Origin of the sequence: Fusicatenibacter saccharivorans (assembly GCF_015557635.1) — a bacterium.
GTDB lineage: Bacteria > Bacillota > Clostridia > Lachnospirales > Lachnospiraceae > Fusicatenibacter > Fusicatenibacter saccharivorans.
Genome location: NZ_JADNOP010000006.1, coordinates 122,179 through 144,545, shown reverse-complemented (window position 1 = coordinate 144,545; position 22,367 = coordinate 122,179). Strand labels below are relative to the sequence as shown.

Sequence of the window (22,367 nt, the reverse complement as noted above, 5' to 3'; positions counted from 1 at the left end):
TAGGTTTTTCTCTAAATTTGATCTCATTATATAGAGTATTCTCTATTTTGTCAATACATTTTTTAGGCTTTTATCTATTTTTTTATTGGAGGTATGTTATGAACTGCGTAGAACGTGTAAAGCAAATCTGTAAAGAGCGGAAAATTCCAATATCGAAGCTGGAAAAAGACCTTGGGTTTTCCAACGGTTATGTCGGTCAGCTAAAAAAAGGATCCTTCCCCGCTGAGCGTCTTTCCAAAATTGCCGACTATCTGAGTCTTTCCCCTCAATATCTGATGTACGGAGAGGAACCTGCACCAGATCCGGTACTGACTTCCCGTGACGAACGGGATATTGAAAAAATCCTCGCCCGCACCAAAGAACAGCTTCTTTCTCAGGAGGGACTGATGTTTGACGGCGATCCCGCTTCCCCGGAAGCCATCGATTCCATTCTTTCGGCAATGCAGATCGGTATGGAACTCGCAAAAAAGAAGAACAAAGAAAAATACACACCGAAAAAATATAAAAAGGACTGATGTCTATGGACATAAAAAAAAGAGCGAATCAGATCGCTCACCGATTCCAGTCACGGAATCCTTTTGAAATTGTCCGTGGACTGAATGTGATTCTCGTGGATGCTCCTTTAAGCGGAGTCCGTGGTTTTTATCAGTATTTTCAGAGAAACCATATCATCTATCTCGATGAAACTCTTTCCGAGCAGGAGCGCACACTGGTTCTGGCACACGAACTTGGGCATTTGTTTCTCCATAAAAAGGCAAATGCCATCTTTATGGATACCAGAACTCATTTAAAAACGGCAGAATATGAAACCGAAGCTGATACCTTTGCCATTGAGCTGCTCCTGCCTGATGACACTTTCTCAGAATATCTTTCTGCGGGCTATACCTCAGAGCAGATATCACGGATTACGGGCTATGCGCAAAGATTGATTGATTTAAAAGCTTCTCATATCAAAATATTGTAATTTCGTTAACTCACAAAAAGACAGCTTCCTGCCTGATGGATTGACTCCATTCTTAAGGCAGGAGGCTGTCTTTTCCTACTATACCCGCTCTACTAAAAGCTGCTGCATCGGCGTAAGATTTTCGGTTTTAAGGTCGTTCAGTTCCCGAATTTTTTCCGTTGTCGTATAAAATTTCTTTGCGATATCCCACAGTGTATCCCCCGGCTTGACGAAGTAGCAGGTGATGCCCGGGAGGCTCTGCAGTTCTTCCGGATCTCGGTCTTTTTCTTCGACGTACTGCATTACCATCTCTTTTCTGCGGCGGAAGACGAGGGCGTTCAGGTTCAGTACGACTTTGGCTTCGATGTCGCTGCTGTCCGGCATGGTTGTGGAGAGCTGGTCAATGGAGGACTGGAGTTCGTAGCGGCAGTCCGGTCCGATTCCCGGGACTTCGATGGTGTGGCGGAAGGGTATGGCGGTTTCGGCGGCGTAGAACGGCATTTCATCGTCGCTCACGACATAGAGCGCCCTGAGTTCCACCACGCCGGTTACTTCGATGCCGTTTTCTACGATTCTTTCCTCGTCGATCTTGATTTTGCCGTCGCTGTGGCAGATCTGCAGAATTTTATTTTTCGGCACGCGCATCTGCAGTTTGTCGGTCAGGCGGCATTTGGAGGAATTGCGGATCAGAAGGCTCTCCAAAGTCTCCTCCTGCACTTTTGGAATGCATTCTCGGTGCGGATGGTAAACGTCCTGCAGAAGTGATACGGTTTCTTCCTGATACAGACAGATGTCAAGTTCGAGTACGGCCTCCGCCTGCAGGACCCGCTCCTCGCCGTCGGAATCGGGCTGGATTTCGAGTGTGGTCTGGCCGAGTGTGCTTTCGATCCGCGGGATCATCTCGGAGATGCAGCCCTGGCATTCCACTTCTGCCTGGAACGGGAGCGCCTGCTCCACCCACTGCAGCGGGTGATCCTCCTCGCCGTCGCTGTACAGACAGAAGACAAAGAGTTCTCCCTGCGCACTGACCCGCCCCTCCTCAGAGCGGAGATCGAGACCGCGCACTTCCAGATCCTGCCAGAGAATCTCGTGCAATTCCGGCTTGCCGGACGGAATCGTAAGCTCCTTTTTGACACGCAGCACATCTTTTTTCTGCACTGCAAGCTCAACCACGCGGTATTCCTGCCTTTTTACCGCGACGTCGCTCTCCCCGCGGATTTCCATCGGCACGGCAAGGTCGCACAGTTCCTCGATCCACGCGTGCAGCGTGACGATCGCGCGCACGCCCAGCTTCCGCGAGTTGATGAGATGCAGGTTCAGATCTTCCACTTCCCAGGTGATGCAGACCTTGTCGCCCCCTGTCAGACCATCGAGATGGATCGTCTCGTCGATCGGAAGCTCGCCGGAGAGCTGGCAGATCCGGCGCCGTTCGCCGTCGGAGACGTACAGCAGATGAAAGGTGAGGCCGCCGAATACACGCGCTTTTCCTTCCGAAATCTGCACATCCCCGATCGTCACCTCGCCTTTTTTCTGAATCATCCGCCCCACATCGGGCCTTGCGTCCGGCACATTGTAGTCCTCGTCAAACGTAATCTGTGACACCGCTTCGCTTTTTCTGCTGATCTGATGCAGAATCTTTTTTACAAAATCCATAAGGCTCCTCCCACTCTAATCCTCAAATACGACTGAGATTCCCGCCGCCGCTTTCGTTTTCAGCACGACGTAAGGGCAGGAGGCGGCGCCTTTCTGCTCCTCCTTTGCGGCAGGTCCGACGAGTTTTGTCCGCACGAAAACGGCGTTTTCCGATTTCGATACTTCTTCGATCTGTATGGAAAAGCCTCCGCTTTTCTGCTTTCCGTAGCCGCGCAGTATGTAGAGATCGTCCCCGCTCTCGTACGCCATCTGGAACGCGGATTCTTTTTTCTTACGCAAAATCTGATCGATTTCCGGCGGAAAATCGCCCGGCTTTACAATCGCATACGACAGTTCTTTCCGCTCGCCCTCGCTCACATCTGTGATCCGGCACGATGCTAGGAGCATCAGGATCACCGCCGCCAGAAGAACTCTTCCCCGTCTCTTTTTCTTCATCATTCCAAACGCCGCTTCCCGCTCTTTCTATCCATTGTATGACGGGCCACAGTCTTCTATGACGCAAAATCTTTTTCCGAAAAAGACGAAAGTTATTGCAACCCGCCCCATATATGACGTATACTGAAAAGTACGCAATAATTGAATATCACTATTTTTACCAAGAGGAGAAAAAGATTCATGATTCGTTTTATTCTGGTCATTCTGACCGCTTTTCTGTATCTGATTCTGTCGATCCCGGTGCTTCTTGTTCTGCTTCTGATCCGGAAGAAAAAGCCGGAGGTCTGTGACAAGGTAAGCCGCTCCCTGATCCGCTGGATTTTTCGCGTAATTCTGTTTTTTTCCGGCACGAAGATCACCGTAAAAGGTCAGGAAAATATTCCGAAGGACCGGGCTGTTCTATACATCGGCAATCACCGCAGCTATTTCGATATCCTTGTAACCTATACAACGGTTCCGGGTTCCTGCGGATTTGTCGCCAAAAAAGAACTTTCACGCATTCCGCTGTTAAAGAACTGGATGGAACTCATCCACTGCCTGTTTCTCGACCGTTCCGACATCAAGCAGGGTCTGCAGATGATTCTCTCCGGATGTGAGGAGATCAAGAGCGGCACTTCCATCTGTATCTTCCCGGAGGGTACCCGCGGCAAGACGGAGAGCGAGCTGGAGCTCGGCGAGTTCCACAACGGTTCATTCAAGATGGCAACGAAAACCGGCTGCCCGATCATTCCGCTTTCGATTTCCGGATCCAGAGAAATTCTGGAAGCACATTTCCCGAAGATCCGCGGTACCCACGTTACCGTAACGTACGGCAAGCCGATCATTCCGGGCGAGCTTACGAAGGAAGAGAAAAAAGAGATTGGAAATTATACGAAAAACATTCTATTAGAACAATTGAAAGAAAATGCTTGAAAATGCCAGACCCCTGCGATATAATAAATATATAAAAAGAAAGCACCCACTCCAAAGTGGATGCTCTCGAGAAAAGGGTTAAATGTTCTTACGAACACCGCCTATCCCGTTTGCCGACGGGGTAGGCATTTTTATTTTCGCTTATTTCTCTTATCGAGAAAGGTAAGCAACGCAATGATGAAGCCTCCGAAGGAAATCAGTAAAGCTAAGATTCCCAGAAAAACCATAATAATTTCGTATGCTGTCATTTACGCCACCTCCCTTCCTATGTATTCATTAGCTCGGGAGGCTACCACCCTGTCATGGGTACTTTCCAGTTTAAAATTTTATCATAATTTCTGTGCTGTTTCAAGCATCTCCACAATCTTTCCATATTCCATAAAATGCGATGCCTTTACCAGAATCTGATCGCCGTCCTGTAAGAGCTTCGGCAGTTCTGCCATCAGGCTCTCGCGGTCTGCAAAGTGGCGTACCTCAAGCTTCGAATCAGCCTCTTTTGCCGCTTTTGCAAGATGCTCGCAGAGCGGTCCCGCACAGTAGAGGGCGTCAATGCCGCAGGTTCCGGCGTGTGTGCCGACTTCGGCGTGAAGTGCTGCCTCATCGGTTCCAAGCTCGCCCATATCGCCGAGTACAGCCACTTTTCTTCCCTTCGCCTCTTTCAGAACATCGAGAGATGCCTTCATCGAAACCGGGTTTGCGTTGTAGCAGTCATCGACAACGGTGTATTTTCCTGTCTCGATGATGTGGAATCTTCCGCTCACCGACTGCAGTGTCTCGATTCCCTGTTTGATCTGCTCCAGCGTCAGCCCGTACGTGCATCCGACTGCGGTTCCGGCCAGCGCATTGTAAACCATATGGCGTCCCGGAATCGGAATCAGTGCAGAAAAGCTCCCCTGCGGGGTATGAATCCGGCAGGAAATGCCGCGGAAGCCCTGGCTCTCGATCTCATCGGCATAATATTCGTTCTTTTCATCCAATCCGAAATGAACCGGCTTGATGCCGTGAACCGTTCCAACAGTAGACAGCTTATCATCGTCCCCATTGATGATAATGTGCCCGTTCTCACGCAGATGATCAAAGATCTCGGTTTTTGCCTGTAAAATACCATCTCGCGTCTTCAGATTTTCCAGATGGCACCAGCCGATATTCGTGATGACTGCAGTCTCCGGGCGCGCGATCTTCGCCAGACGGTGCATCTGGCCGAAATCGTCGATTCCCATCTCGAGAACCGCCATCTCATCCTCCTCGCGCAGGCGGAAAACAGTAAGTGACAGTCCCAGCTCATTGTTAAAGTTCGCATCCGTTTTCAGCACACGGTATTTCTGCGCCAGCACCGACGCGATCGTCTCCTTTGTACTGGTCTTTCCAACACTTCCCGTAATGCCGACAACCGGAATATTGAGCTGCTGCATATAGTATTCTGCCATTGCTTTAATGGCCTCCATGGAATCCTTCACGAGGATATACGGGCATGGCGGTGTTTCAAGTTTCTGCTCGGAAATGACAGCAAGTGCGCCCTGGGAAGCCACGTTCGGGATAAATTTATGGCCGTCCACACGCTCACCCGGAATTGCAACGAAGAGGCTTCCCTCTCCCGCTTTCCGGCTGTCCGTCACGATATCCGTGACTTCCGCTGTTTTCTTTTCTTCCGGTCCGAAGTAGATTCCGCCGCACACCTCTGTGATGTGCGCAAGTGTCATATTTTTCATGCGTTGTTACCTCTTTTTCTGAGAGAAAGCTGGATCAGCAGCTCGCAGAGTTCCGGATAGGAAATGCCGAGTACCTGTGCCTCCTGCGGCAGAAGGCTGGTCGGGGTCATGCCCGGAAGGGTGTTTGCCTCGAGGCAGTACATTCTTCCGTCCTTGCGCATCATAAAGTCGAGACGGCAGTAGTTTTCGATACCGAGAGCGGCAGCGCCGTCCTCTGCGTGCTTCTGCATTTCTTTCGTCTGCTCCTCCGTCAGTACGGCCGGGCAGGTATCAACAGTAGCTCCGGCTTTGTATTTGTTCGTGTAATCATAGAAGCCTTCGATCGGTGCAATCTCGATGATCGGGTAAGCCTTTCCGTCTACCACGCCAACGGAGAACTCTCTTCCCTCGATATACTCCTCAACGACAACCTCCGGTTCGTAGGAGAAAGCATCCTTCATAGCCTGCCAGTATTCTTCGTTCGTGTGTGCAATATAGACACCGACACTGGAACCGCCGCAGCACGGTTTTACGACAACCGGAAGCTCCAGGCCAAAGCCGGACAAAGGCTCGCTCTCCTGGCCTTTTTTCAGGGTCACGCCGTTCGGGGTCGGCACATGGTGTGCACGGAAGAACTGTTTTGTGATGGATTTGTCCATTGCGAGGGCGCTGCTTAAATAGCCCGTTCCGGTATACGGAATGCCGAGCAGATCGAACGTAGCCTGTACCTTTCCGTCCTCTCCGTTTGCGCCATGCAGGGCAAGGAAAACAACATCCGCTGCCTCGCAGAGTTCCAGTACGTTCGGTCCGAAAAATCTGCGGCGGGATTCGATCATTTCGTTTAATCCTGCATCAAAGCTGTGCATATATTCTGCTGCTTTGTCTATATCGTACGCCTCCTCTGCAAATACATCTTCCAGGTTCCCCTTCACATCGATACCGCAGAAAACGTCTACCAGAACTGCCTGATGGTTTTTCTCGCGGAGTGCCTTGCAGACCATAGTTCCCGATGTAATGGATACCGAACGTTCCGTGCTGGTTCCTCCAGCTAATACTACTATTTTCATCTATCAAAATCTCCTTTATTTGATGTGCTTCTGCTGTGATGCTTAAGCGTTTTTCCTACAGGCTGTTTTTCTGTGTAGGCTGCGGCCCGGTTACATCATCCAGGCTATAGTATACGATAACCGGGTCACCAATTTCAATAGCATTGAACACTTTTTCTGCTTCTGTGTATGGGGTATTCACACATCCGTGGGATCCGTTCGTCAGATAGATGTCCCCGCCGTACTCGGTACGCCAGCTCGCATCGTGGATTCCGACGTCGCCGTTAAACGGAAGCCAGAACATGACATGGCTCGGATAGAGCTTGAAATCACAGTCACTTTTTTTCGCATCCACCGCCCAGACACTGCCTGCCGGAGTGTCATAGCCCGTCGCATGATTGCCCGTTGTGACCGGTGTTTCCGTCACCAGAACGCCATCCTTGTAGCACCACATTTTCTGCTGGGAAATGCACACCTCGACGTATGTATTTCCGATATCATTGGCCGAGCGGTCATTGGCCGTATAGAGGTAAACCGGGTCGAGATTTCCCTGTGTTTCGTCCTCGATCGCCTGCAGAAGTGCCTGCGTCGTCTCCTCCTTGTCGATGCACCAGCCGTAATCGCCGCCCGCATTCAGGTTAATGGTCGCGCCAAGACTCGTTTTGAAGGTATGCGCCAGCCCGAAGGTGTCCGTCTCATACGCCATATGGCGCACAAAAGCTGCCGCTTCGTCCTGCGAAATCGTGTAGGTTCCATCCTCCCCCTGTACGAGCCAGCTCTGTAAGGTCGCCCGGTCTATGGCATAGCTGTTTTCACCGATTGCATACGTGATCCGCGCCGCTGTCAGGTGGTTCAGTTCCGCCATTTTCCCATTCAGTGCTTCATCATCCTGCGTAATGTCCGGTTTCCGGTAAACATCTTTTTCTTCCAGATCCACGCTCGCCGCTCCGGCATCCAGCGCCTCGATGACAGCCTGCTCCGCCTTCTCATAGTCCACCTGCTCGCCCTCTGTTTCCGGCACAATAACGTACGAGGTTCCGTCATCCGTCAGATACGCATCCGTCGGCGCTTCCTGCTGTTCTTCCTGAAACCCTTCCATCGTCTGCAGTTTTTCCTGCACCATTTCTTTGTCATAGACAGAGTCCGCCGCCACCTGGTTTTCTTTCTCTTTCCAATAGAATGCAGGCCATGCAAGAGTATTCTGGGACTCCAGCAGTTTTTCCACCGCGTGGTCGTCCACATACGTGAGGCCGATCTCCGTGCCGCTTAATGTCTCTGTTTTTCCACCGCGCTCGGTAATGCTGAGTGTATAATCCACAATGTGCTTCTGAATTTCCTCTTTGACCTGCTCTGCGGTCAGCCCTGCGCAGTTCAGTCCGTTGATCGCGGTTTTCGGGAAAAAGTGGGATGCATAGTAATGCCCCACGCCCGCGTAACTGCCTGCGGCCGCAAGGAGTATGATTCCTGCGGCAATTCCTATTACTTTCTTTTTCATGTTTTTCCTTTCTGTCCCATAGAAAATTTCTTTTTAACTTTCTAATAGAAAAAAGCCGGAACTCCCACACCAGAGTTCACAAAAACTGTGTCCCCCGGGAGAATCCGGCTTTTGTATTTTTACTTATCTGTTATTTGCTTTCCAGAATCTTATCCACGCTGACCAGTTTGACACTCAGCACGAATACCTGACCTGCGATTTCCAGCTCTTCCGGTGTCGGGAAAGACGGTGCAATACGGATGTTGGAATCCTGCGGATCGTTGTGATATGGATACGTTGCGCCCGCGCCTGTCATGGTAAGACCGGCCTCGTTTGCCTTTGCAACGATCTTCTTTGCGCATCCCTCCATCGCATCGAAGGAGATAAAGTATCCGCCGTTCGGTTTTGTCCAGGAAGCGATGCCAAGGCCGCTCAGCTCCTGATCCATTACCTGCAGAATTGCCTCGAATTTCGGTCTTAAGATCTCAGCATGCTTTTTCATCTGATTCATCACGCCGTCCAGGTTCTGGAAGAATTTTACATGGCGCAGCTGATTCAGTTTATCATGACCGATGATCTGGAAGTTCATGTACTCCTGTGCCTCTTTGAGGTTTGCCTCAGAAGAAATGAGAGCTGCAATTCCGGCTCCCGGATAGCTTACTTTCGAGGTGGATACGAACTCATAGACCATATCCGGATTTCCGGCTTTCTCGCACTCCTCGATGATGTTCAGCAGGTGATCCTGTCTGTCATCATACAGGTGATGGATGATATATGCATTATCCCAGAAAATACGGAAGTCTTTGGCTGCCGGTTTCAGGTTTGCAAATCTTCTGACGGTCTCATCGGAGTAGGTGTAGCCCTGCGGGTTGGAGTATTTCGGTACACACCAGATTCCCTTGATGGCGTCATCTTCTGCAACGAGTTTTTCTACCATGTCCATGTCCGGTCCTTCCGGCGTCATCGGAACATTGATCATCTCAACGCCGAAGTACTCGGTTACACCGAAGTGACGGTCATAGCCCGGTACCGGACAGAGGAATTTTACTTTGTCCAGCTTGTTCCACGGAGTGCAGCCTGCAACGCCCTTCAGGAACGAACGTGCTACGGTATCAAACATAATGGTAAGGCTGGCGTTTCCGTAAACGATGACGTTTTCCGCCGGAACCTCACAGATATCTCCGATCAGTTTTCTTGCTTCCGGAATACCGGTCAGCACGCCGTAGTTCCGGCAGTCGGTTCCATCTTCTGCGAAGGTGTCTTCATTTTTCGAGAGAACGGTAAGCATTCCTTCCGTGAGATCTAACTGGGCTGCTGCAGGTTTTCCTCTGGAAATATTCAGATTGAGGCCTTTTGCTTTTACCTCTGCAAATTCCTGCTCCAGTCTGGCTTTCTCGGCAACTAATTCTTCTTTGGTCCATTCGATATACGGTTTCATGAAACGTCCTCCCTTGTACTTTCCTTACCCGTTTTTCAGGTTTCTTGCTCAACTAAAGACCATTTTACCAGATCATGAGTTTCTGTCAAGGAGAACTTGCATGTTTTATACACTTTTCAGCATTTTATCCCACTTTTTGCAGTTTTATACTTCATTTCCTGCAATTTCAGCCAAATGTTTTTCGTATGACGGACATACGTCCGCTGCCAAAAGATGTTTTAAACGTTGTCAGACTGCCATCTTCCCGATGCACCGCACGGCAGAACAAGGCCGGTCGACTTGACCGGAAGGCCGATTTCCTGTGCTTCTACGTGGCCTTTGTACTGTTTTAATTCCAGGGAAATCATGTACGTCAGGACAGCCGGTGCAAGTCCTGTCGTGTAGGAATTCACAAGGAAGAACAGCGGGTCATCGCTTAAGAGCTGCGTGCAGAGCTTGATGAACGGATGAATCGACTCCTCGATTTTCCAGATCTCGCCCTTTGGTCCTCTTCCGTAGGACGGCGGGTCCATGATGATCGCGTCGTAGTGGTTGCCTCTGCGGATCTCGCGCTCGACAAATTTGGTGCAGTCATCCACAAGCCAGCGGATCGGCTTGTCCGAAAGGCCGGACACGGCAGCGTTCTCTTTTGCCCAGTTGACCATGCCTTTTGATGCATCGACATGTGTGACGCTTGCGCCTGCTGCGGCCGCTGCGAGCGTTGCGCCTCCCGTGTAGGCGAACAGGTTCAGCACTTTAATCGGGCGGTTGGCACGGCGGATCAGATCGCCGAACCAGTCCCAGTTCGTTGCCTGCTCCGGGAAAAGGCCGGTGTGTTTGAAGCTGAACGGTTTCAGGCGGAAGGTCAGGTCTTTATAGTTGATCTCCCACTGCTCCGGCAGATGGAAAAACTCCCATTCTCCGCCGCCCTTGCTGCTTCTGTGATAATGGCCGTTTTTCTTTTTCCAGCCCGGATTTTCTTTTTTCGTGTTCCAGATGACCTGCGGGTCTGGTCTTACCAGAAGGTAATCTCCCCACCGCTCCAGTTTTTCTCCGCCGGACGTATCCAGCACTTCATAATCTTTCCATCCATCTGCTATCCACATTTTATTGGTTTCCTTTCTCTTTTATCTCAAAATTTATCGTGTTCTGAATTGTACGTTCCTATGATACCATAAAAGTATTGTTTTTCCAAAACATTTCTTATATCATAGTTCTGGGCATCCGCGCATTTGATCCGGAAATCTGCCCGTGGAAAGGATTTTTCTCATGGAAACCGTACTCTTATATCAGATCAAAGGAACGAAAACAGCTGTGCTTTTAAAGCCGGTTCTCTTAAAGCTCGGTATCCGCGTGCGCATTGTGGAACCGGAACAGTATCTCCAGTCGATCGGATTTCTTGCCGGAAATAAAGCATTTGCAGAATCCCCCGAAGCCTATGACGGCGCCGGATTTGATGAACCAATGATGGTCATGGCCGGCTTTTCCGAGCGGAAACTTGATCTTTTTCTCACCGAAATGCGCCGGAAAAAAGTGCCGCCGATCGCCCTCAAAGCCATCGTCACAACGCAGAACCAGGCGTGGAATTCGCTGCAGCTCTACAGAGAATTAAAAGAAGAACACGAAAAAATGAAATCGTACCGGAAATAACTGGTCTGGTCAAAAAATCCGGAATTGGAACTTTTTCTTCATGCCACCACTCCCTATAATAGGGTGCAATCAAGGAACGAAAGTTCCAGATACCAAAGGAGTGCGTTGTTATGAAAAATGAAAAAGTCTGGAAAATCGCAATGACAGGTGTCTTTGCAGCCCTTTCCTACGTTGTCTTCACCTTCCTGCAGTTCAAAATCTGGCTGCCAGGCGGAGATGCCACCTCGATCCATTTCGGAAACGCTGTCTGTGTGCTCGGTGCACTGATTCTCGGCGGTGTTTACGGCGGAATCGGCGGTGCGATCGGCATGACCATCGGAGATCTTCTCGATCCGGTCTATGTGGTATACGCACCAAAGACCTTCATCTTAAAATTCTGCATCGGCCTCATCGCAGGACTGATCGCACACAAAATCGGTAAAATCAACGAGCAGACCGATCAGAAACAGATCTTCAAATGGGCACTGCTTGCAGCCATCGGCGGACTTCTGTTCAATGTGATCTTCGATCCGCTCATCGGTTACTTCTACAAACTGGTTCTTCTTGGAAAACCGGCAGCAGAGGTTACCTTAAGCTGGAACGTAGCGGCAACTTCCATCAACGCCGTACTTTCCACCATCGCTTCCGTTGTCATCTACATGGCACTGCGTCCGGCTCTTCAGAAATCCGGACTGTTTAGCCAGGTAAAGGCAGCAGCGAAATAAAAAAACAAATTTCATTTACGCGATATCCAAAAAAGTCACCATGTTCTATTTCGAACCGGTGACTTCTTTCATGCATTTCTTTTTATTTTTCAGCGGTGGCTGCTGCCTCTTTTTCTGCCTCATCTTTTGTTTTTTCTCCGGCGAACCACGCTTTTTCAATCATTTCCAGTTCCCGTATATCAATACAGTTGGGAATGCTTCCTTCTCTTACCGCCTTCTGGCACTCTTTGAGATCCATCCAGCGGACTGCTTCTACTTCCGACTCCTGTAGATGCAGTTTTTCCGCCTCGACCGGCTTCGTGTAAAGATACACGGCGCTGACCTCATGATCGTGGAACGGTTTTCCGTAAAAAACACCGTGTGATACTTTTTCCAGCAGGCCAAGATCCCTCAGCTCCTCTGCCTCTGCGTGGATGCCGAGCTCCTCGCCGATTTCCCGCAGAGCCCCTTCCAAATATGTATCGCCCGCCGAAAGATGGCCGGCGCTTGAAATATCGTAGCAGCCCGGATTCGAATCTTTCCAGGCACTCCTTTTCTGCAGCAGTACCTCACAGCCGCTCTTCTCATTCGCCCGTGCAATCCAGATATGTGCCGTTCCGTGACACCGTCCCTCACTGTGCGCCACGCCGCGTTCTACGATGGTTCCGGTCGGCGTGCCGTCGCCTGAGCGCTCCTCAAAAAGTTCCATCTGTTTTCCGTTCAGCACCGCTTCTGCGAGCGTGTCGCCCACATACCGCAGCTTCAGGGAGAAAAACGGCTCGTCTTCATTCAGAAGGCGGAAAAAGATTTTGTCTCCCTCCCACAGATTCAGGTGCAGGACGTCCTCTTTTTTCACCCAGGCGAGTTCGCCCTCATCACATGCAGTCGGTTCTCCCGTGAATCCGTCTGCCGTGTAGAGACACATATACTCCATGTACTCCACCGTTTTGCTGTTTTCTGCCTCTGTCACAAAGGTAACGAGACCGCGGAAACGCCAGCTCGTCAGCGTGTAGCCGGTTTCCTCTTTTACTTCACGCAGCAGGCATTCCTCCGGGCTTTCGCCAAGTTCCGCATGGCCGCCGACGCCGATCCACTTGTCCTTGTTGACATCGTTCTTTTTCACCGTGCGGTGCATCATCAGATAGCTGTCATCCTTTTCGATGTAGCACAGCGTTGTCATGCAGCCTCTGCCTCTTTCTTCTGTTTTTTCCTCCATCTTTGACTCCCTCCGTCGTGTGCCGGACTTCTTTCCGCTTCTTTTGTTTTTCAGGAAAAATGTATTTCTGCACACACCTTTTTCTCGTTTTCTATTCTACCATACTTTTTCAGAATTCCAGCAACAAATTTCTATCTTTTTGCAGATCTTTCACGAAAAATGTAACGACCATTCCGCATCTTCTTGACTCTCACACAGTACTGTGTTAAAGTGTCTGTAATTGATGTTTTGTCACCCGTAAACAACGTTTCTTATCATTTCTTACATTTGAGGTTTTCATGATGGAAAAACAGACGATAGTTGTGAAAGTCGGCACCAGCTCCCTGACACTCTCAGACGGAACCATGGATGCTGAAAAAATACGGAACATTACGACCCAGCTTGCCGCGCTGCAGACGGCAGGCCACCATGTGATTCTCGTTTCCTCCGGTGCGATCGCCGCAGGCTTTTCCCGTCTCGGCTTTAAAAAACGGCCGACGAAAATTGCCGATAAACAGGCTGCCGCTGCTGTCGGCCAGGGCCTTCTGATGGAGGAATACACGAAAAATCTGATGGCGTACCAGATTCCGTGTGCGCAGATTCTTTTGAACCGCAGTGACTTTGAGGACCGCCGCCGCTATAAAAACATCTTCGGCTCCCTCTCCGTCCTGCTCGGGCGCGGTGCGATTCCGATCATCAATGAGAACGATACGATCGCGATTGAGGAGCTGAAGGTCGGCGACAACGACACGCTCTCCGCCCAGGTGGCTGCGATGCTGCATGCATCGCTTCTGATTCTGCTGACCGATATCGACGGGCTCTACACTGCCAATCCAAAGAGTGACCCGAATGCGCGCCATATCGACGTGGTAAATGAGATCACGCCGGAGCTCACTGCTGCGGCAGGCGGTGCGGGATCGGGCAACGGAACTGGAGGCATGACAACGAAGCTCTCCGCCGCTTCGCTTGCCACAAGAGCCGGTGTGCCGGTTCTGATCTGCTCCTCGGCGGAGGAAAACAACATTGTGCGTGCGGTGAAAGGAACCGCAAAAGGAACGTACTTTACCGCCAGCGGCCACAACATGAAAACGCGTCTGCAGTGGATGGCATTCTATGCGCCGAGTGCGGGCAACCTCTACGTCGATGAGGGTGCCGCAGAAGCACTTGCTGTTCAGGCAAAGAGCCTGCTTCCTAAAGGCATCGTGGCAGTCGAAGGCGATTTCAAGAAAGGCGATGTCGTCAGCGTCTTCCGGCGCGGCAGCCATGAATATCTCGGAAAGGGCATTGTCAACTATGACCGGCCGGATCTGCAGAAAATCATGAACGAAAGCACCAGCCACACGGAAGCAATCAACCGCGATAACTGGATCGGCGCGGAATAAATGGTGCCGAATAAAGCATTCTTTTGTTTACGAAAATTCCCCTCCGTGTTATAATATCTGTATTCAGCCGGCTGCAGGTTTTTCTTTCAGCGAGGAAAGGAAGCTGCATCCGGTTTTCCATGTGCTTTTGGTTTTACTTCGAGAGCACAGCAAACACAAAGGAGGGTTTTTACCAATGAAATACGATTTTACATCTCTGATGAACCGCAGCGGCCACGATTCGATCGCTGTCGATCAGATCCCGATTCCGGGTGCGGAAGTCAAAGAGGGCTTCTCCCGCATCCCGATGTGGGTGGCCGACATGAACTTCCCGTCTCTTCCGACCATTCAGGAAGCAATTCACGCGAGAGTCAACGAACCGCATTTTGGCTACTTTAATCTGCCGGATGCATATTTTGACAGCATCATCCGCTGGCAGAAAGAGCGCAACGGTGTGGAAGATCTGCCGCGTGAGGCGATCGGCTATGAGAACGGCGTGCTCGGCTGTGTTGCTTCGGCTGCTGCCGCTTTTACATCCCCGGGCGAATCCATTCTTCTGCATTCCCCGACATACATCGGTTTTACCGGTGTTCTTGAGAACTGCGGACGCAATATCGTTCTCTCCGATCTTGTTCAGGATGAGAACGGCGTATGGCGTATGGACTACGCCGATATGGACCGCAAGTTAAAAGAACACAACATTCATTTCGCGATTTTCTGCTCTCCGCACAACCCGACAGGCCGTGTCTGGGAGCGCGAGGAAATTGAAAAGGCGATGGAAATTTACAAAGCAAATGAATGCGTTGTCATCTCCGATGAGATCTGGTCTGACCTGACACTGCCGGGCTTCAAACATATCCCAACGCAGTCCGTTTCGAAGGATGCACGCGAGCGCACCATCGCACTTTATGCACCGTCCAAGACCTTTAACCTGGCTGGCCTTGTAGGCTCCTACCACATCATCTACAACCGCATGCTGCGCGACCGTGTGGAGAAGGCTTCGTCCCTTTCTCACTACAATTCTCCGAACGTACTCTCTGTTCATGCGCTGATCGGCGCTTACCGTCCGGAGGGATACCAGTGGGTGGATGAACTGCGCGAAGTGCTGAAATCGAATGCGGATTATGCGTACAACTACATTCTCGAGCATTTCAAGGGCGTGAAGCTTTCCAAACCAGAAGGAACGTACATGCTGTACCTCGACTGCGAGGAGTGGTGCAAGGAGCATGATACCGATATGGATACACTGCTGAAAGCCGGTGTTGCTGTCGGCGTGATCTGGCAGGACGGACGGCCGTTCCACAGACCGTATGCGATCCGCCTGAATCTGGCACTGCCGCATGTGCTTGTGAAAGAGGCATTTGACCGTATGGATAAGTATGTATTCAATGCGAAATAATTGTATTTTCTAATTTTATAAGCCAAACATAATGAAAGACCGAAACGGACATTTTCCTCTGCCGTTCCGGTCTTTCGCTGTTTTGTGCATCCTGTTTTTTCAGTTTTGCTCCAGCTCCCGCTGTGCCAGCATCTCTTCCACGTTGATGCCGTACTTCTTTAAATTGACGCGGCCGTTTTCCAGCACAATGCCGTCTGCCTCCAGCATATCCGCCTGTTTCCCGGCGCCGCCGAAGACAAATTCCGCGGCCAGTTCGCCTTTGGAGTTTACCACACGGTAGCATGGAATGTGCTCCGGATCTGTGTTTTTATGTAAGGCGTTTCCCACGGCACGCGCCATCTTCGGCTCGCCTGCAAGCGCTGCTATCTGGCCGTATGTCGCCACTTTTCCGCGCGGAATCTGCTTTACCGCCTCATAGATTCTTTTGGTCGGGCTGTCCGTGATGATGTCGTAGCTCTCTGCGATCATGGTACGCACAGCGTCATCGGGTACGGTTCCGTCGAGGAGAATCGTGTTCCAATGTTCTTTGTTCTGATGATATCCCGGGATAACTGACGCGAATGCATCGCGCCAGTAGTCCCGCCATTCCGGGTTTGCTTTTACATTCAGCTGAATGATTCCGTCCTTTTCATAGACCCACAGAAATGCCTTTTTGCTTCCTTTCACGCGGATGAGCTGCCAGTTGTCATCGTGGAACGGTGCTTCCTGATATGTGTCCGGGAAGGAAAGGCCATAGGATAGCGCTTCTTCTCTTGTCTTCATTGCAGACTTCCTTTCTTCCTGTCGCGGGTGTTTTGATGTTTTTTCCGCAAAACACCCGCTTTTTTCTGTATTCGTCCTGCCGCTGCGATTCTGCTTTTTTCTGCGGCATTTTTCTTTATTATATCAGTCCGCCTGCTTCTGCGCAATTTTTCACCTGCTATTTTTTCATCTTCGGCTGGAAAATCCAGCTTGCAAGATACGCGAAAATCAACGCCGCTGATGTTCCGACAGCCCCCGCCTTTAATCCGCCCTGGAACAATCCTAAAAATCCGCTTTCTTTTACGGCATCTTTTACTCCCTGAAACAAAAGATGCCCGAACCCGAGCAGCGGCACCGACGCGCCTGCCCCGGCGTATTCTGCAAATGGATCGTAGAGTCCCAGAAAGCTCAACACCGCGCCCGTGCACACAAGCGTTACCATAATTCTTCCCGGCAGCATTTTCGTGCGGTCGAGCAGAATCTGGCACAGGGCACAAATGAGGCCGCCGACCCAGAAGGCATTGAAATATTCCATGAACGTTCCCATTTTACACATCCTCCTCCCTCTCGATTACAACCGCCTGTGCAATACCAGGCACGCTGCTGCCCTCCTGAAAGCTGACCTTCGACATCAGCGCACCAGTCGGTACAAACAGAATCCTCTTCCACTCTCCGTTTTCCAGCTTCGGCAGCAGATACTCCGCCAGCACCGATGCCGCACAGCCGCAGCCGCTTCCGCCCGCACCGGTGTCCTGTTTTGCCGGATCGAAGATCAGCATGCCGCAGTCACTGTGCTGTTCCGAGATATCGTATCCTTTTTTCTTCAGCAGCTCCAGCAGAATTTCCCGCCCCACAACGCCGAGATCTCCCGTCACAATGCGGTCGTAATCGGCCGGTTCCCGGTTGAAATCGACGAGGTTCTGTGCAATCGTATCGCACGCAGCGGGGGCCATGCAGGCGCCCATGTTCTGGTTGTCTTTCAGCCCGTAATCAATGATTTTTCCCGTCGTAGCGCCCGTGATTTTCACTCTGCTCTTCGTTTTTCCAAGCACACACGCGCCGCTTCCCGTCACCGTCCAGCTCGCGGACGGCGGGCGCTGGTTTCCGTAGGCGAGCGGAAAACGGAACTCCTTCTCCGCCGTTCCAAAATGGCTCGATGTCACCGCCAGCACCCGGTCACCGTATCCTCCTGCGACTGCCATCGCGCCAAGCGAAAGCGCCTCTCCCATCGTCGAGCAGGCACCGAACAGGCCGTAGAGCGGGCAGTTCAGATCCACCAGGCCGAACGATGATGCGATTGACTGTGCCAGAAGATCGCCCGCAAAAATCATGCGGATCTGCTCTGGCCTCACATTGGCTTTCTGCATTGCCAGCTTCGCGGTGGCAAGCTGCAGTTCACTCTCGCCCTCCTCCCAGCTCTCCTGCCCGCACATCGGGTCCGAAAGCGTGTGCGAAAAGTATTCGCCCAGCGGTCCATCCTTTTCCTTTTCTCCTACAATCGCCGCGCTGCCCTCGATATAGACGGCTTTGGCAAACGAGATGCTCTGCTTTCCTGTCATCTGTCTCATCGGCAAATTCCTCCGTTTTCTTATTTTGCGTCTTACCATTTCTGACCTTCAGTATTTCCGTTTTTTCCATTCTTACGCATGATTTTCCTGTTTTAGGGAACTCTGTACGCTGTAGCACAAAAATCCTGTTTCAGAAACTTTTAGAGGAATCTTTTTCATGAGTGAAATGCTGTATCTTCAGACGGAGCGGAATATCAAAATCACCAGTCCCGTCGTGACGCTCGGCGATGTGGCGCAGCTTTCCTGTTCAGACGGCGCTGTCCTTGCCCGCAATCAGGTCCGCCGCGTGGCGCATCTTCCCGATGACGGATACGGGCGCTACGTCTGCTCCGCCTCCACCCTCGTCCGCCTCGTCACGGAGGCCGAGGAGCACGTCGATGTCACCCACATCGGCGAGCCGAATTTTATTTTAACGTACGAGGATCCGCGTCAGAAAAACACCTGGATCAGCTGGTGCAAAACGATTCTGGTCGGCATCCTTACGTTTATCGGAACTGCGTTTTCCATTATGACCTTCCACACCGACATCGGCGTCCGCGAGCTGTTTTTGGATGTTTACACCCGTTTTCTCCCGCAGATGACGCCCGGATTTTCGGTGCTGGAAATTTCATATTCCATCGGCATCGGCCTTGGCGTCGTGCTCTATTTCAACCATTTCGGACGGCGGAAATTCACGCAGGACCCGACGCCGCTCGAGGTGGAAATGCGGGTCTACGAGGATGATATCGATACGACCATTATCGAACAGAACGACCGCTCCGGTAAAGGAAAGGAGGCTTTTCATGCGAATCCTGCCAGAGATCCTGCTGATCACAGCCGGTCTTAGCCTTGGCTTTTTCATCGCGAGCGGCCTTGTCGCGCTTGTGATCGGCCTTGGCATCGTGACACGGTACGCCGGCATCACAAAGACAGCAGGGAGCCTGCGTTTTTACGAATGCTGCTGTATGGCCGGGGCGCTGTTCGGCGATCTTTTCTCGCTTGGCACCTTCTCGTTTTCCCTGCCCTCCTGGACGGCCGGTGTGTTCTGGCTTTTTGCGGGCATTTATCTGGGAAGCTGGATCATCGCGCTCGGCGAAGTCGTCAACCTGTTTTCGATCCTCTGCCGCCGGATCGGACTGACGCGCGGACTGCCGTTTGTAATTCTCTGCATGGCGGCAGGGAAAATCGCGGGCTCTCTCTATTATTTTGCAAGTGGATTTCAATAAGAACTGGAGGTAAGATGTGATGCAGAGTTTAAAAAGTGAACGGGCAAAAAAAGAATACGAACAGTTTGTCAAAGAGGTGACGCCAAAGCAGAATCTCTTCTGCAATATGGCAAAAGCCTTTATCGTCGGCGGTCTGATCTGTGTCGTTGGGCAGATTCTGCTCCATATCGGCAAAACGCAGTTCTCGCTCAGCAAAGATGACGCCGGCTCCTGGTGCTCGCTGATTCTGATCCTTAGCAGTGTGATTTTAACCGGCCTCAACATCTATCAGAAAATCGTCACCTTTGCCGGCTGCGGTGCGCTCGTCCCGATCACCGGCTTTGCCAACTCGGTTGCAGCTCCTGCGATTGAATATAAAAAAGAAGGACAGGTCTTCGGCATCGGTGCGAAAATTTTCACCATCGCCGGACCTGTCATTCTGTACGGTGTTTTTGCAAGCTGGCTGCTCGGCTTTCTCTATTGGCTGTGGACCGCTGCCGGGAACTGGTTTTAAATCAGTTCCGCAGCGCTTCCGCCTCTTCTTTTGTGCAGCCCTCGCGGCTGTAACGGGCTTTTTCATAGCCGTCGTGCAGCCGTCTCATGCCGTCGCCGGAAAGCTCGTTTCTCTCTTCCAGCTCCGCCGGGGTTTCGGCTCCGGTCGGCTGGTATTTTCCGGCTTTTTTGATCGTTTTTTTATACTGCCGGCGGATACGCATATTCGGTGTGAGATAGCCCTCTTTCTTTTCCCGCCGCCACGGCAGATTTTCCCGTTCGTCGTTTCCCTGATGCAGGAAGAGAACTTCGTCCTCCTCATCCTCTGAGAAGGCTTTTCCCGCATTTTTTACGCTCTGGTAAATCGCCCGCAGAACCGCGATTCCGACGGCAACCATCACAAGATACATGACCGCCGTAAAAAGATTCTGGATCCACTGCGGCATCGGTTTGTACTCTTTGTCCCCCAGCATATCGGACAGATCGGCCTGCTCCATGCCCTGCGGCGTCTCGGCCTCCGGTGTTTCGATCGTAAGATCGCTTTCCAGCTCTTTCGGCTCATAACCTGCGATCGCCTCCGCAATCGGATCCTTTCCGTAGAGCGCCGATGGGAGCACGAACAGTACCAGAAGGAGTACTGCAATTTTCAGGATCAGTTTTCCCGTCCGCTGCATCGTCTCCACCGGGAGATTGGCGATTTTCTGATGGTCACGGATGAACCCGTGCATGCCGTCGAGGTACTGGCAGAAGAAGCACAGGAATACATCTGCAAAGAAAAACCAGTAGATCAGATGCCAGTAGAACGGCATTTTCATCAGCACACCGATCACATACTGTATCATAAACCAGAGAAAATGAAGGGGCTTTGGCTCATCGAGGAGCGTCGGGATCTCCCACACTTCCATATCCGCCAGCGGCATTGAGCCGGCCGGCAGTTCCTGCGCTGCTTTCTTTAACTGGCCTTTGCGGATTCTGACATAGCCGCGGATCAGGAAAATCACAGCGGCCATAAGACCCGTCATCACGCCGGAAAGGCTCTCCAGAAATGCAGGAGAAATACCGTTCTCAAACTTGTTTTTTCCATCGTTTGCCGCCACAGCCGCTTCAATTACCGCTGCCGCCTGCACACTGAACAGGGAACAGAAAAATTTCGCTGCCAGATACGTCACCGCGCAGACCGCAATTCCGCCAAGCAGAAACTGCCAGAGTGCTTTCGTTTTCCGGATCAGAATCCAGCTTGCGGCGGCCGGAATCAGCAGCAATAAGGATATGGCGCAGAAATACAGCGCCTCCCTTCCCGTCAGCTCCAGAAAACCGGCGGCAAAGCCATAGATGCCGGCGAATAAAAGCCAGACATGAAGCCAGGTCAGCGGGATCTGTACCGGTGTCTTTTTTATTTCCATGGTTTCACCTCCCAGCCGATTGCGGTGTACGCACGGTTCTGCTCTGACGGAACTTCTTCGCCCGGCAGATACGGAATCACCCACAGAACCTGGTTCTGCGCACCGGAGAGCAGATGAAGCGCCTCACGGACCTCATCGGTTCTGTTTTTGGATACGACAACGTAGGTGTGGCCGGTGAGCTCTTTTTCCGCCTCTTTGTGCAGAAACTCCGCGCTGCCTGTGAGATTGCCCCCAAGCTGCACGCACGCCAGTTTCCGGTTCAGCTCCGCTGTTTTTCCGGCGCCCGCTGCCAGATGGACACGCAGCTCCTCGCCGGTCTCCTCATCTTTCGCATTGCTCTTCACCCACAGATTCATCTTGTTTTTCACCATCCGCGCCGCAAGCGAAGACGTGATGCGGATGCTCTCCTCGACCTGCGCTTCCTCGCGCAGAATGTTGGCGTCCTCGATATCGAGAAGCACCGTAACTTCCACGCTCGTCGTCGCGTCAAACTGGTTGACCATCAGATCTCCCATCCGTGCCGACGATTTCCAGTTGATGCGGTTCATCGGGTCTTCTTTCCGGTAATCGCGGATACCGGAAAATTCAAACGGGTCCTCGTACAGGCGATTCCGTGACAGAACCATGCCCGACACGGCACGGCAGATCATCTGAATCCGTGCAGTATCGACCTGGCGCGGGTAAACGTACATCTGTGTCTGCTGCGGGTAATCGCTGTAAAGACCCTCCCGGAAAAAAAGATCGTACGCTACGGCATGCGCACCGGTGATCTCGTAGAATCCTCGTTTTTTCGCCTGAAACGGCAGTGTTCTCGTGACCTGCTGATGAAACAGGAACGAAAAGACATCGCGTTTGTAGCTCTGGTCGGTGATGCTCGCATTTGCTTTTGCCTCGCGGTCGAATTCCAGATTCCGGCTCATCGAAATGCCAAGCTCGAGTGCCGGAATCGGCAGCAGTTTGTCGTTTACGACGACCTCTTTTAACGTACTCTCCTCGCCCTCATAGATCGCGGAATCCTGGAAGCTGACCTGGATTTTCAGATTTTTCTGCCAGTTTTTCTGGTACAGCTTTTTCTGCAGAAACCAGGCGAGCGCCATTCCAAATAGTAATAAAAGAAGCATAG

At 51.4% G+C, this 22,367-nt stretch carries 24 protein-coding genes; 10 read left to right on the top strand and 14 right to left on the bottom strand.

What is annotated here, in order from left to right; genetic code table 11:
- Nucleotides 1–98: 98 nt before the first annotated feature.
- Together I2G42_RS07030 and I2G42_RS07025 are read left to right on the top strand one after the other, a co-directional pair.
- Nucleotides 99–515: a helix-turn-helix domain-containing protein gene (locus I2G42_RS07030; protein ID WP_055219958.1), complete on the top strand. Its 417-nt coding sequence runs from the start codon at nt 99–101 to the stop codon at nt 513–515.
- Between the two features lie 5 nt (nt 516–520).
- Nucleotides 521–964 (top strand): ImmA/IrrE family metallo-endopeptidase, encoded by a 444-nt coding sequence (locus I2G42_RS07025; RefSeq protein ID WP_055219960.1) that lies wholly within the window; start codon nt 521–523, stop codon nt 962–964.
- A gap of 78 nt (nt 965–1,042) precedes the next feature.
- Here the strand turns inward: I2G42_RS07025 and I2G42_RS07020 are convergent, their stop codons facing one another.
- Both I2G42_RS07020 and I2G42_RS07015 read right to left on the bottom strand, forming a co-directional pair.
- On the bottom strand, nt 1,043–2,596 hold the full coding sequence (locus tag I2G42_RS07020; RefSeq protein ID WP_173816344.1) for a DUF3794 and LysM peptidoglycan-binding domain-containing protein: 1,554 nt from the start codon (nt 2,594–2,596) through the stop codon (nt 1,043–1,045).
- A gap of 15 nt (nt 2,597–2,611) precedes the next feature.
- Nucleotides 2,612–3,034 carry a protease complex subunit PrcB family protein gene (locus I2G42_RS07015; protein ID WP_117509843.1) on the bottom strand — a complete coding sequence of 141 codons (423 nt, stop codon included), beginning with the start codon at nt 3,032–3,034 and terminating at the stop codon, nt 2,612–2,614.
- A 177-nt stretch (nt 3,035–3,211) separates the two neighbouring features.
- Here I2G42_RS07015 and I2G42_RS07010 point away from each other — a divergent pair, with 177 nt between their 5' ends.
- A complete protein-coding gene (locus I2G42_RS07010) occupies nt 3,212–3,943 on the top strand; it encodes a lysophospholipid acyltransferase family protein (RefSeq protein ID WP_055228029.1) in 732 nt (243 codons plus the stop codon).
- Between the two features lie 131 nt (nt 3,944–4,074).
- Here the strand turns inward: I2G42_RS07010 and I2G42_RS16385 are convergent, their stop codons facing one another.
- The 6 genes from I2G42_RS16385 to I2G42_RS06985 all read right to left on the bottom strand — a co-directional run bounded on the left by I2G42_RS16385 (nt 4,075) and on the right by I2G42_RS06985 (nt 10,674).
- On the bottom strand, nt 4,075–4,191 hold the full coding sequence (locus I2G42_RS16385; RefSeq protein WP_226906323.1) for a putative holin-like toxin: 117 nt from the start codon (nt 4,189–4,191) through the stop codon (nt 4,075–4,077).
- An 81-nt stretch (nt 4,192–4,272) separates the two neighbouring features.
- Nucleotides 4,273–5,652, bottom strand: a complete 1,380-nt coding sequence (locus tag I2G42_RS07005) for a UDP-N-acetylmuramoyl-tripeptide--D-alanyl-D-alanine ligase (protein ID WP_055228032.1) — start codon at nt 5,650–5,652, stop codon at nt 4,273–4,275.
- Nucleotides 5,649–6,698 carry a D-alanine--D-alanine ligase family protein gene (locus I2G42_RS07000; protein ID WP_055228033.1) on the bottom strand — a complete coding sequence of 350 codons (1,050 nt, stop codon included), beginning with the start codon at nt 6,696–6,698 and terminating at the stop codon, nt 5,649–5,651. Before I2G42_RS07000 ends, I2G42_RS07005 begins: the two co-directional genes overlap by 4 nt.
- A 55-nt stretch (nt 6,699–6,753) precedes the next feature.
- Nucleotides 6,754–8,172: a L,D-transpeptidase family protein gene (locus I2G42_RS06995; RefSeq protein WP_055228034.1), complete on the bottom strand. Its 1,419-nt coding sequence runs from the start codon at nt 8,170–8,172 to the stop codon at nt 6,754–6,756.
- A gap of 130 nt (nt 8,173–8,302) precedes the next feature.
- Nucleotides 8,303–9,589, bottom strand: coding sequence for an aspartate aminotransferase type Ic (locus I2G42_RS06990; RefSeq protein WP_055228035.1), 1,287 nt, complete (start codon nt 9,587–9,589; stop codon nt 8,303–8,305).
- Between the two features lie 218 nt (nt 9,590–9,807).
- A complete protein-coding gene (locus tag I2G42_RS06985) occupies nt 9,808–10,674 on the bottom strand; it encodes a class I SAM-dependent methyltransferase (RefSeq protein ID WP_022461781.1) in 867 nt (288 codons plus the stop codon).
- Between the two features lie 163 nt (nt 10,675–10,837).
- On the opposite strand from I2G42_RS06985, the gene I2G42_RS06980 reads away from it, so the two are divergent.
- Nucleotides 10,838–11,218: a DUF3783 domain-containing protein gene (locus I2G42_RS06980; protein ID WP_055219975.1), complete on the top strand. Its 381-nt coding sequence runs from the start codon at nt 10,838–10,840 to the stop codon at nt 11,216–11,218.
- A gap of 110 nt (nt 11,219–11,328) precedes the next feature.
- Complete coding sequence (locus I2G42_RS06975) at nt 11,329–11,922, top strand: ECF transporter S component (RefSeq protein WP_022461779.1); 594 nt, start codon at nt 11,329–11,331, stop codon at nt 11,920–11,922.
- A gap of 82 nt (nt 11,923–12,004) precedes the next feature.
- On the opposite strand, the gene I2G42_RS06970 is transcribed toward I2G42_RS06975, so the two are convergent.
- Nucleotides 12,005–13,117 carry an NUDIX domain-containing protein gene (locus I2G42_RS06970; RefSeq protein ID WP_082424949.1) on the bottom strand — a complete coding sequence of 371 codons (1,113 nt, stop codon included), beginning with the start codon at nt 13,115–13,117 and terminating at the stop codon, nt 12,005–12,007.
- Nucleotides 13,118–13,395: 278 nt separating this feature from the next.
- Here I2G42_RS06970 and proB point away from each other — a divergent pair, with 278 nt between their 5' ends.
- On the top strand, nt 13,396–14,478 hold the full coding sequence (gene proB, locus I2G42_RS06965; RefSeq protein ID WP_226906324.1) for a glutamate 5-kinase: 1,083 nt from the start codon (nt 13,396–13,398) through the stop codon (nt 14,476–14,478).
- 175 nt (nt 14,479–14,653) lie between these two features.
- The gene (locus tag I2G42_RS06960; protein ID WP_055219980.1) at nt 14,654–15,856 is read left to right on the top strand and encodes a MalY/PatB family protein; all 1,203 of its coding nucleotides are present in this window, start codon (nt 14,654–14,656) and stop codon (nt 15,854–15,856) included.
- Nucleotides 15,857–15,955: 99 nt separating this feature from the next.
- Here the strand turns inward: I2G42_RS06960 and I2G42_RS06955 are convergent, their stop codons facing one another.
- From I2G42_RS06955 to spoVAD, 3 genes are all read right to left on the bottom strand, one after another.
- Nucleotides 15,956–16,618, bottom strand: a complete 663-nt coding sequence (locus I2G42_RS06955) for a methylated-DNA--[protein]-cysteine S-methyltransferase (protein WP_055220159.1) — start codon at nt 16,616–16,618, stop codon at nt 15,956–15,958.
- A gap of 157 nt (nt 16,619–16,775) precedes the next feature.
- Complete coding sequence (locus I2G42_RS06950; protein WP_055220161.1) at nt 16,776–17,132, bottom strand: SpoVA/SpoVAEb family sporulation membrane protein; 357 nt, start codon at nt 17,130–17,132, stop codon at nt 16,776–16,778.
- A gap of 13 nt (nt 17,133–17,145) precedes the next feature.
- Nucleotides 17,146–18,165 carry a stage V sporulation protein AD gene (gene spoVAD / locus I2G42_RS06945; RefSeq protein WP_055219982.1) on the bottom strand — a complete coding sequence of 340 codons (1,020 nt, stop codon included), beginning with the start codon at nt 18,163–18,165 and terminating at the stop codon, nt 17,146–17,148.
- Nucleotides 18,166–18,322: 157 nt separating this feature from the next.
- On the opposite strand from spoVAD, the gene I2G42_RS06940 reads away from it, so the two are divergent.
- The 3 genes from I2G42_RS06940 to spoVAC are packed head-to-tail and all read left to right on the top strand — an operon-like array spanning nt 18,323 to nt 19,863.
- Nucleotides 18,323–18,991, top strand: coding sequence for a stage V sporulation protein AA (locus tag I2G42_RS06940; protein WP_055219984.1), 669 nt, complete (start codon nt 18,323–18,325; stop codon nt 18,989–18,991).
- Nucleotides 18,948–19,370, top strand: coding sequence for a stage V sporulation protein AB (locus I2G42_RS06935; protein ID WP_191901198.1), 423 nt, complete (start codon nt 18,948–18,950; stop codon nt 19,368–19,370). Before I2G42_RS06940 ends, I2G42_RS06935 begins: the two co-directional genes overlap by 44 nt.
- 19 nt (nt 19,371–19,389) lie before the next feature.
- Nucleotides 19,390–19,863, top strand: coding sequence for a stage V sporulation protein AC (spoVAC, locus tag I2G42_RS06930; RefSeq protein WP_022461770.1), 474 nt, complete (start codon nt 19,390–19,392; stop codon nt 19,861–19,863).
- A 1-nt stretch (nt 19,864) separates the two neighbouring features.
- Here the strand turns inward: spoVAC and I2G42_RS06925 are convergent, their stop codons facing one another.
- Nucleotides 19,865–21,244: a DUF4129 domain-containing protein gene (locus tag I2G42_RS06925; protein ID WP_195530893.1), complete on the bottom strand. Its 1,380-nt coding sequence runs from the start codon at nt 21,242–21,244 to the stop codon at nt 19,865–19,867.
- Nucleotides 21,235–22,365, bottom strand: coding sequence for a DUF58 domain-containing protein (locus I2G42_RS06920; protein WP_022461768.1), 1,131 nt, complete (start codon nt 22,363–22,365; stop codon nt 21,235–21,237). Before I2G42_RS06920 ends, I2G42_RS06925 begins: the two co-directional genes overlap by 10 nt.
- Between the last annotated feature and the right edge of the window lie 2 nt (nt 22,366–22,367).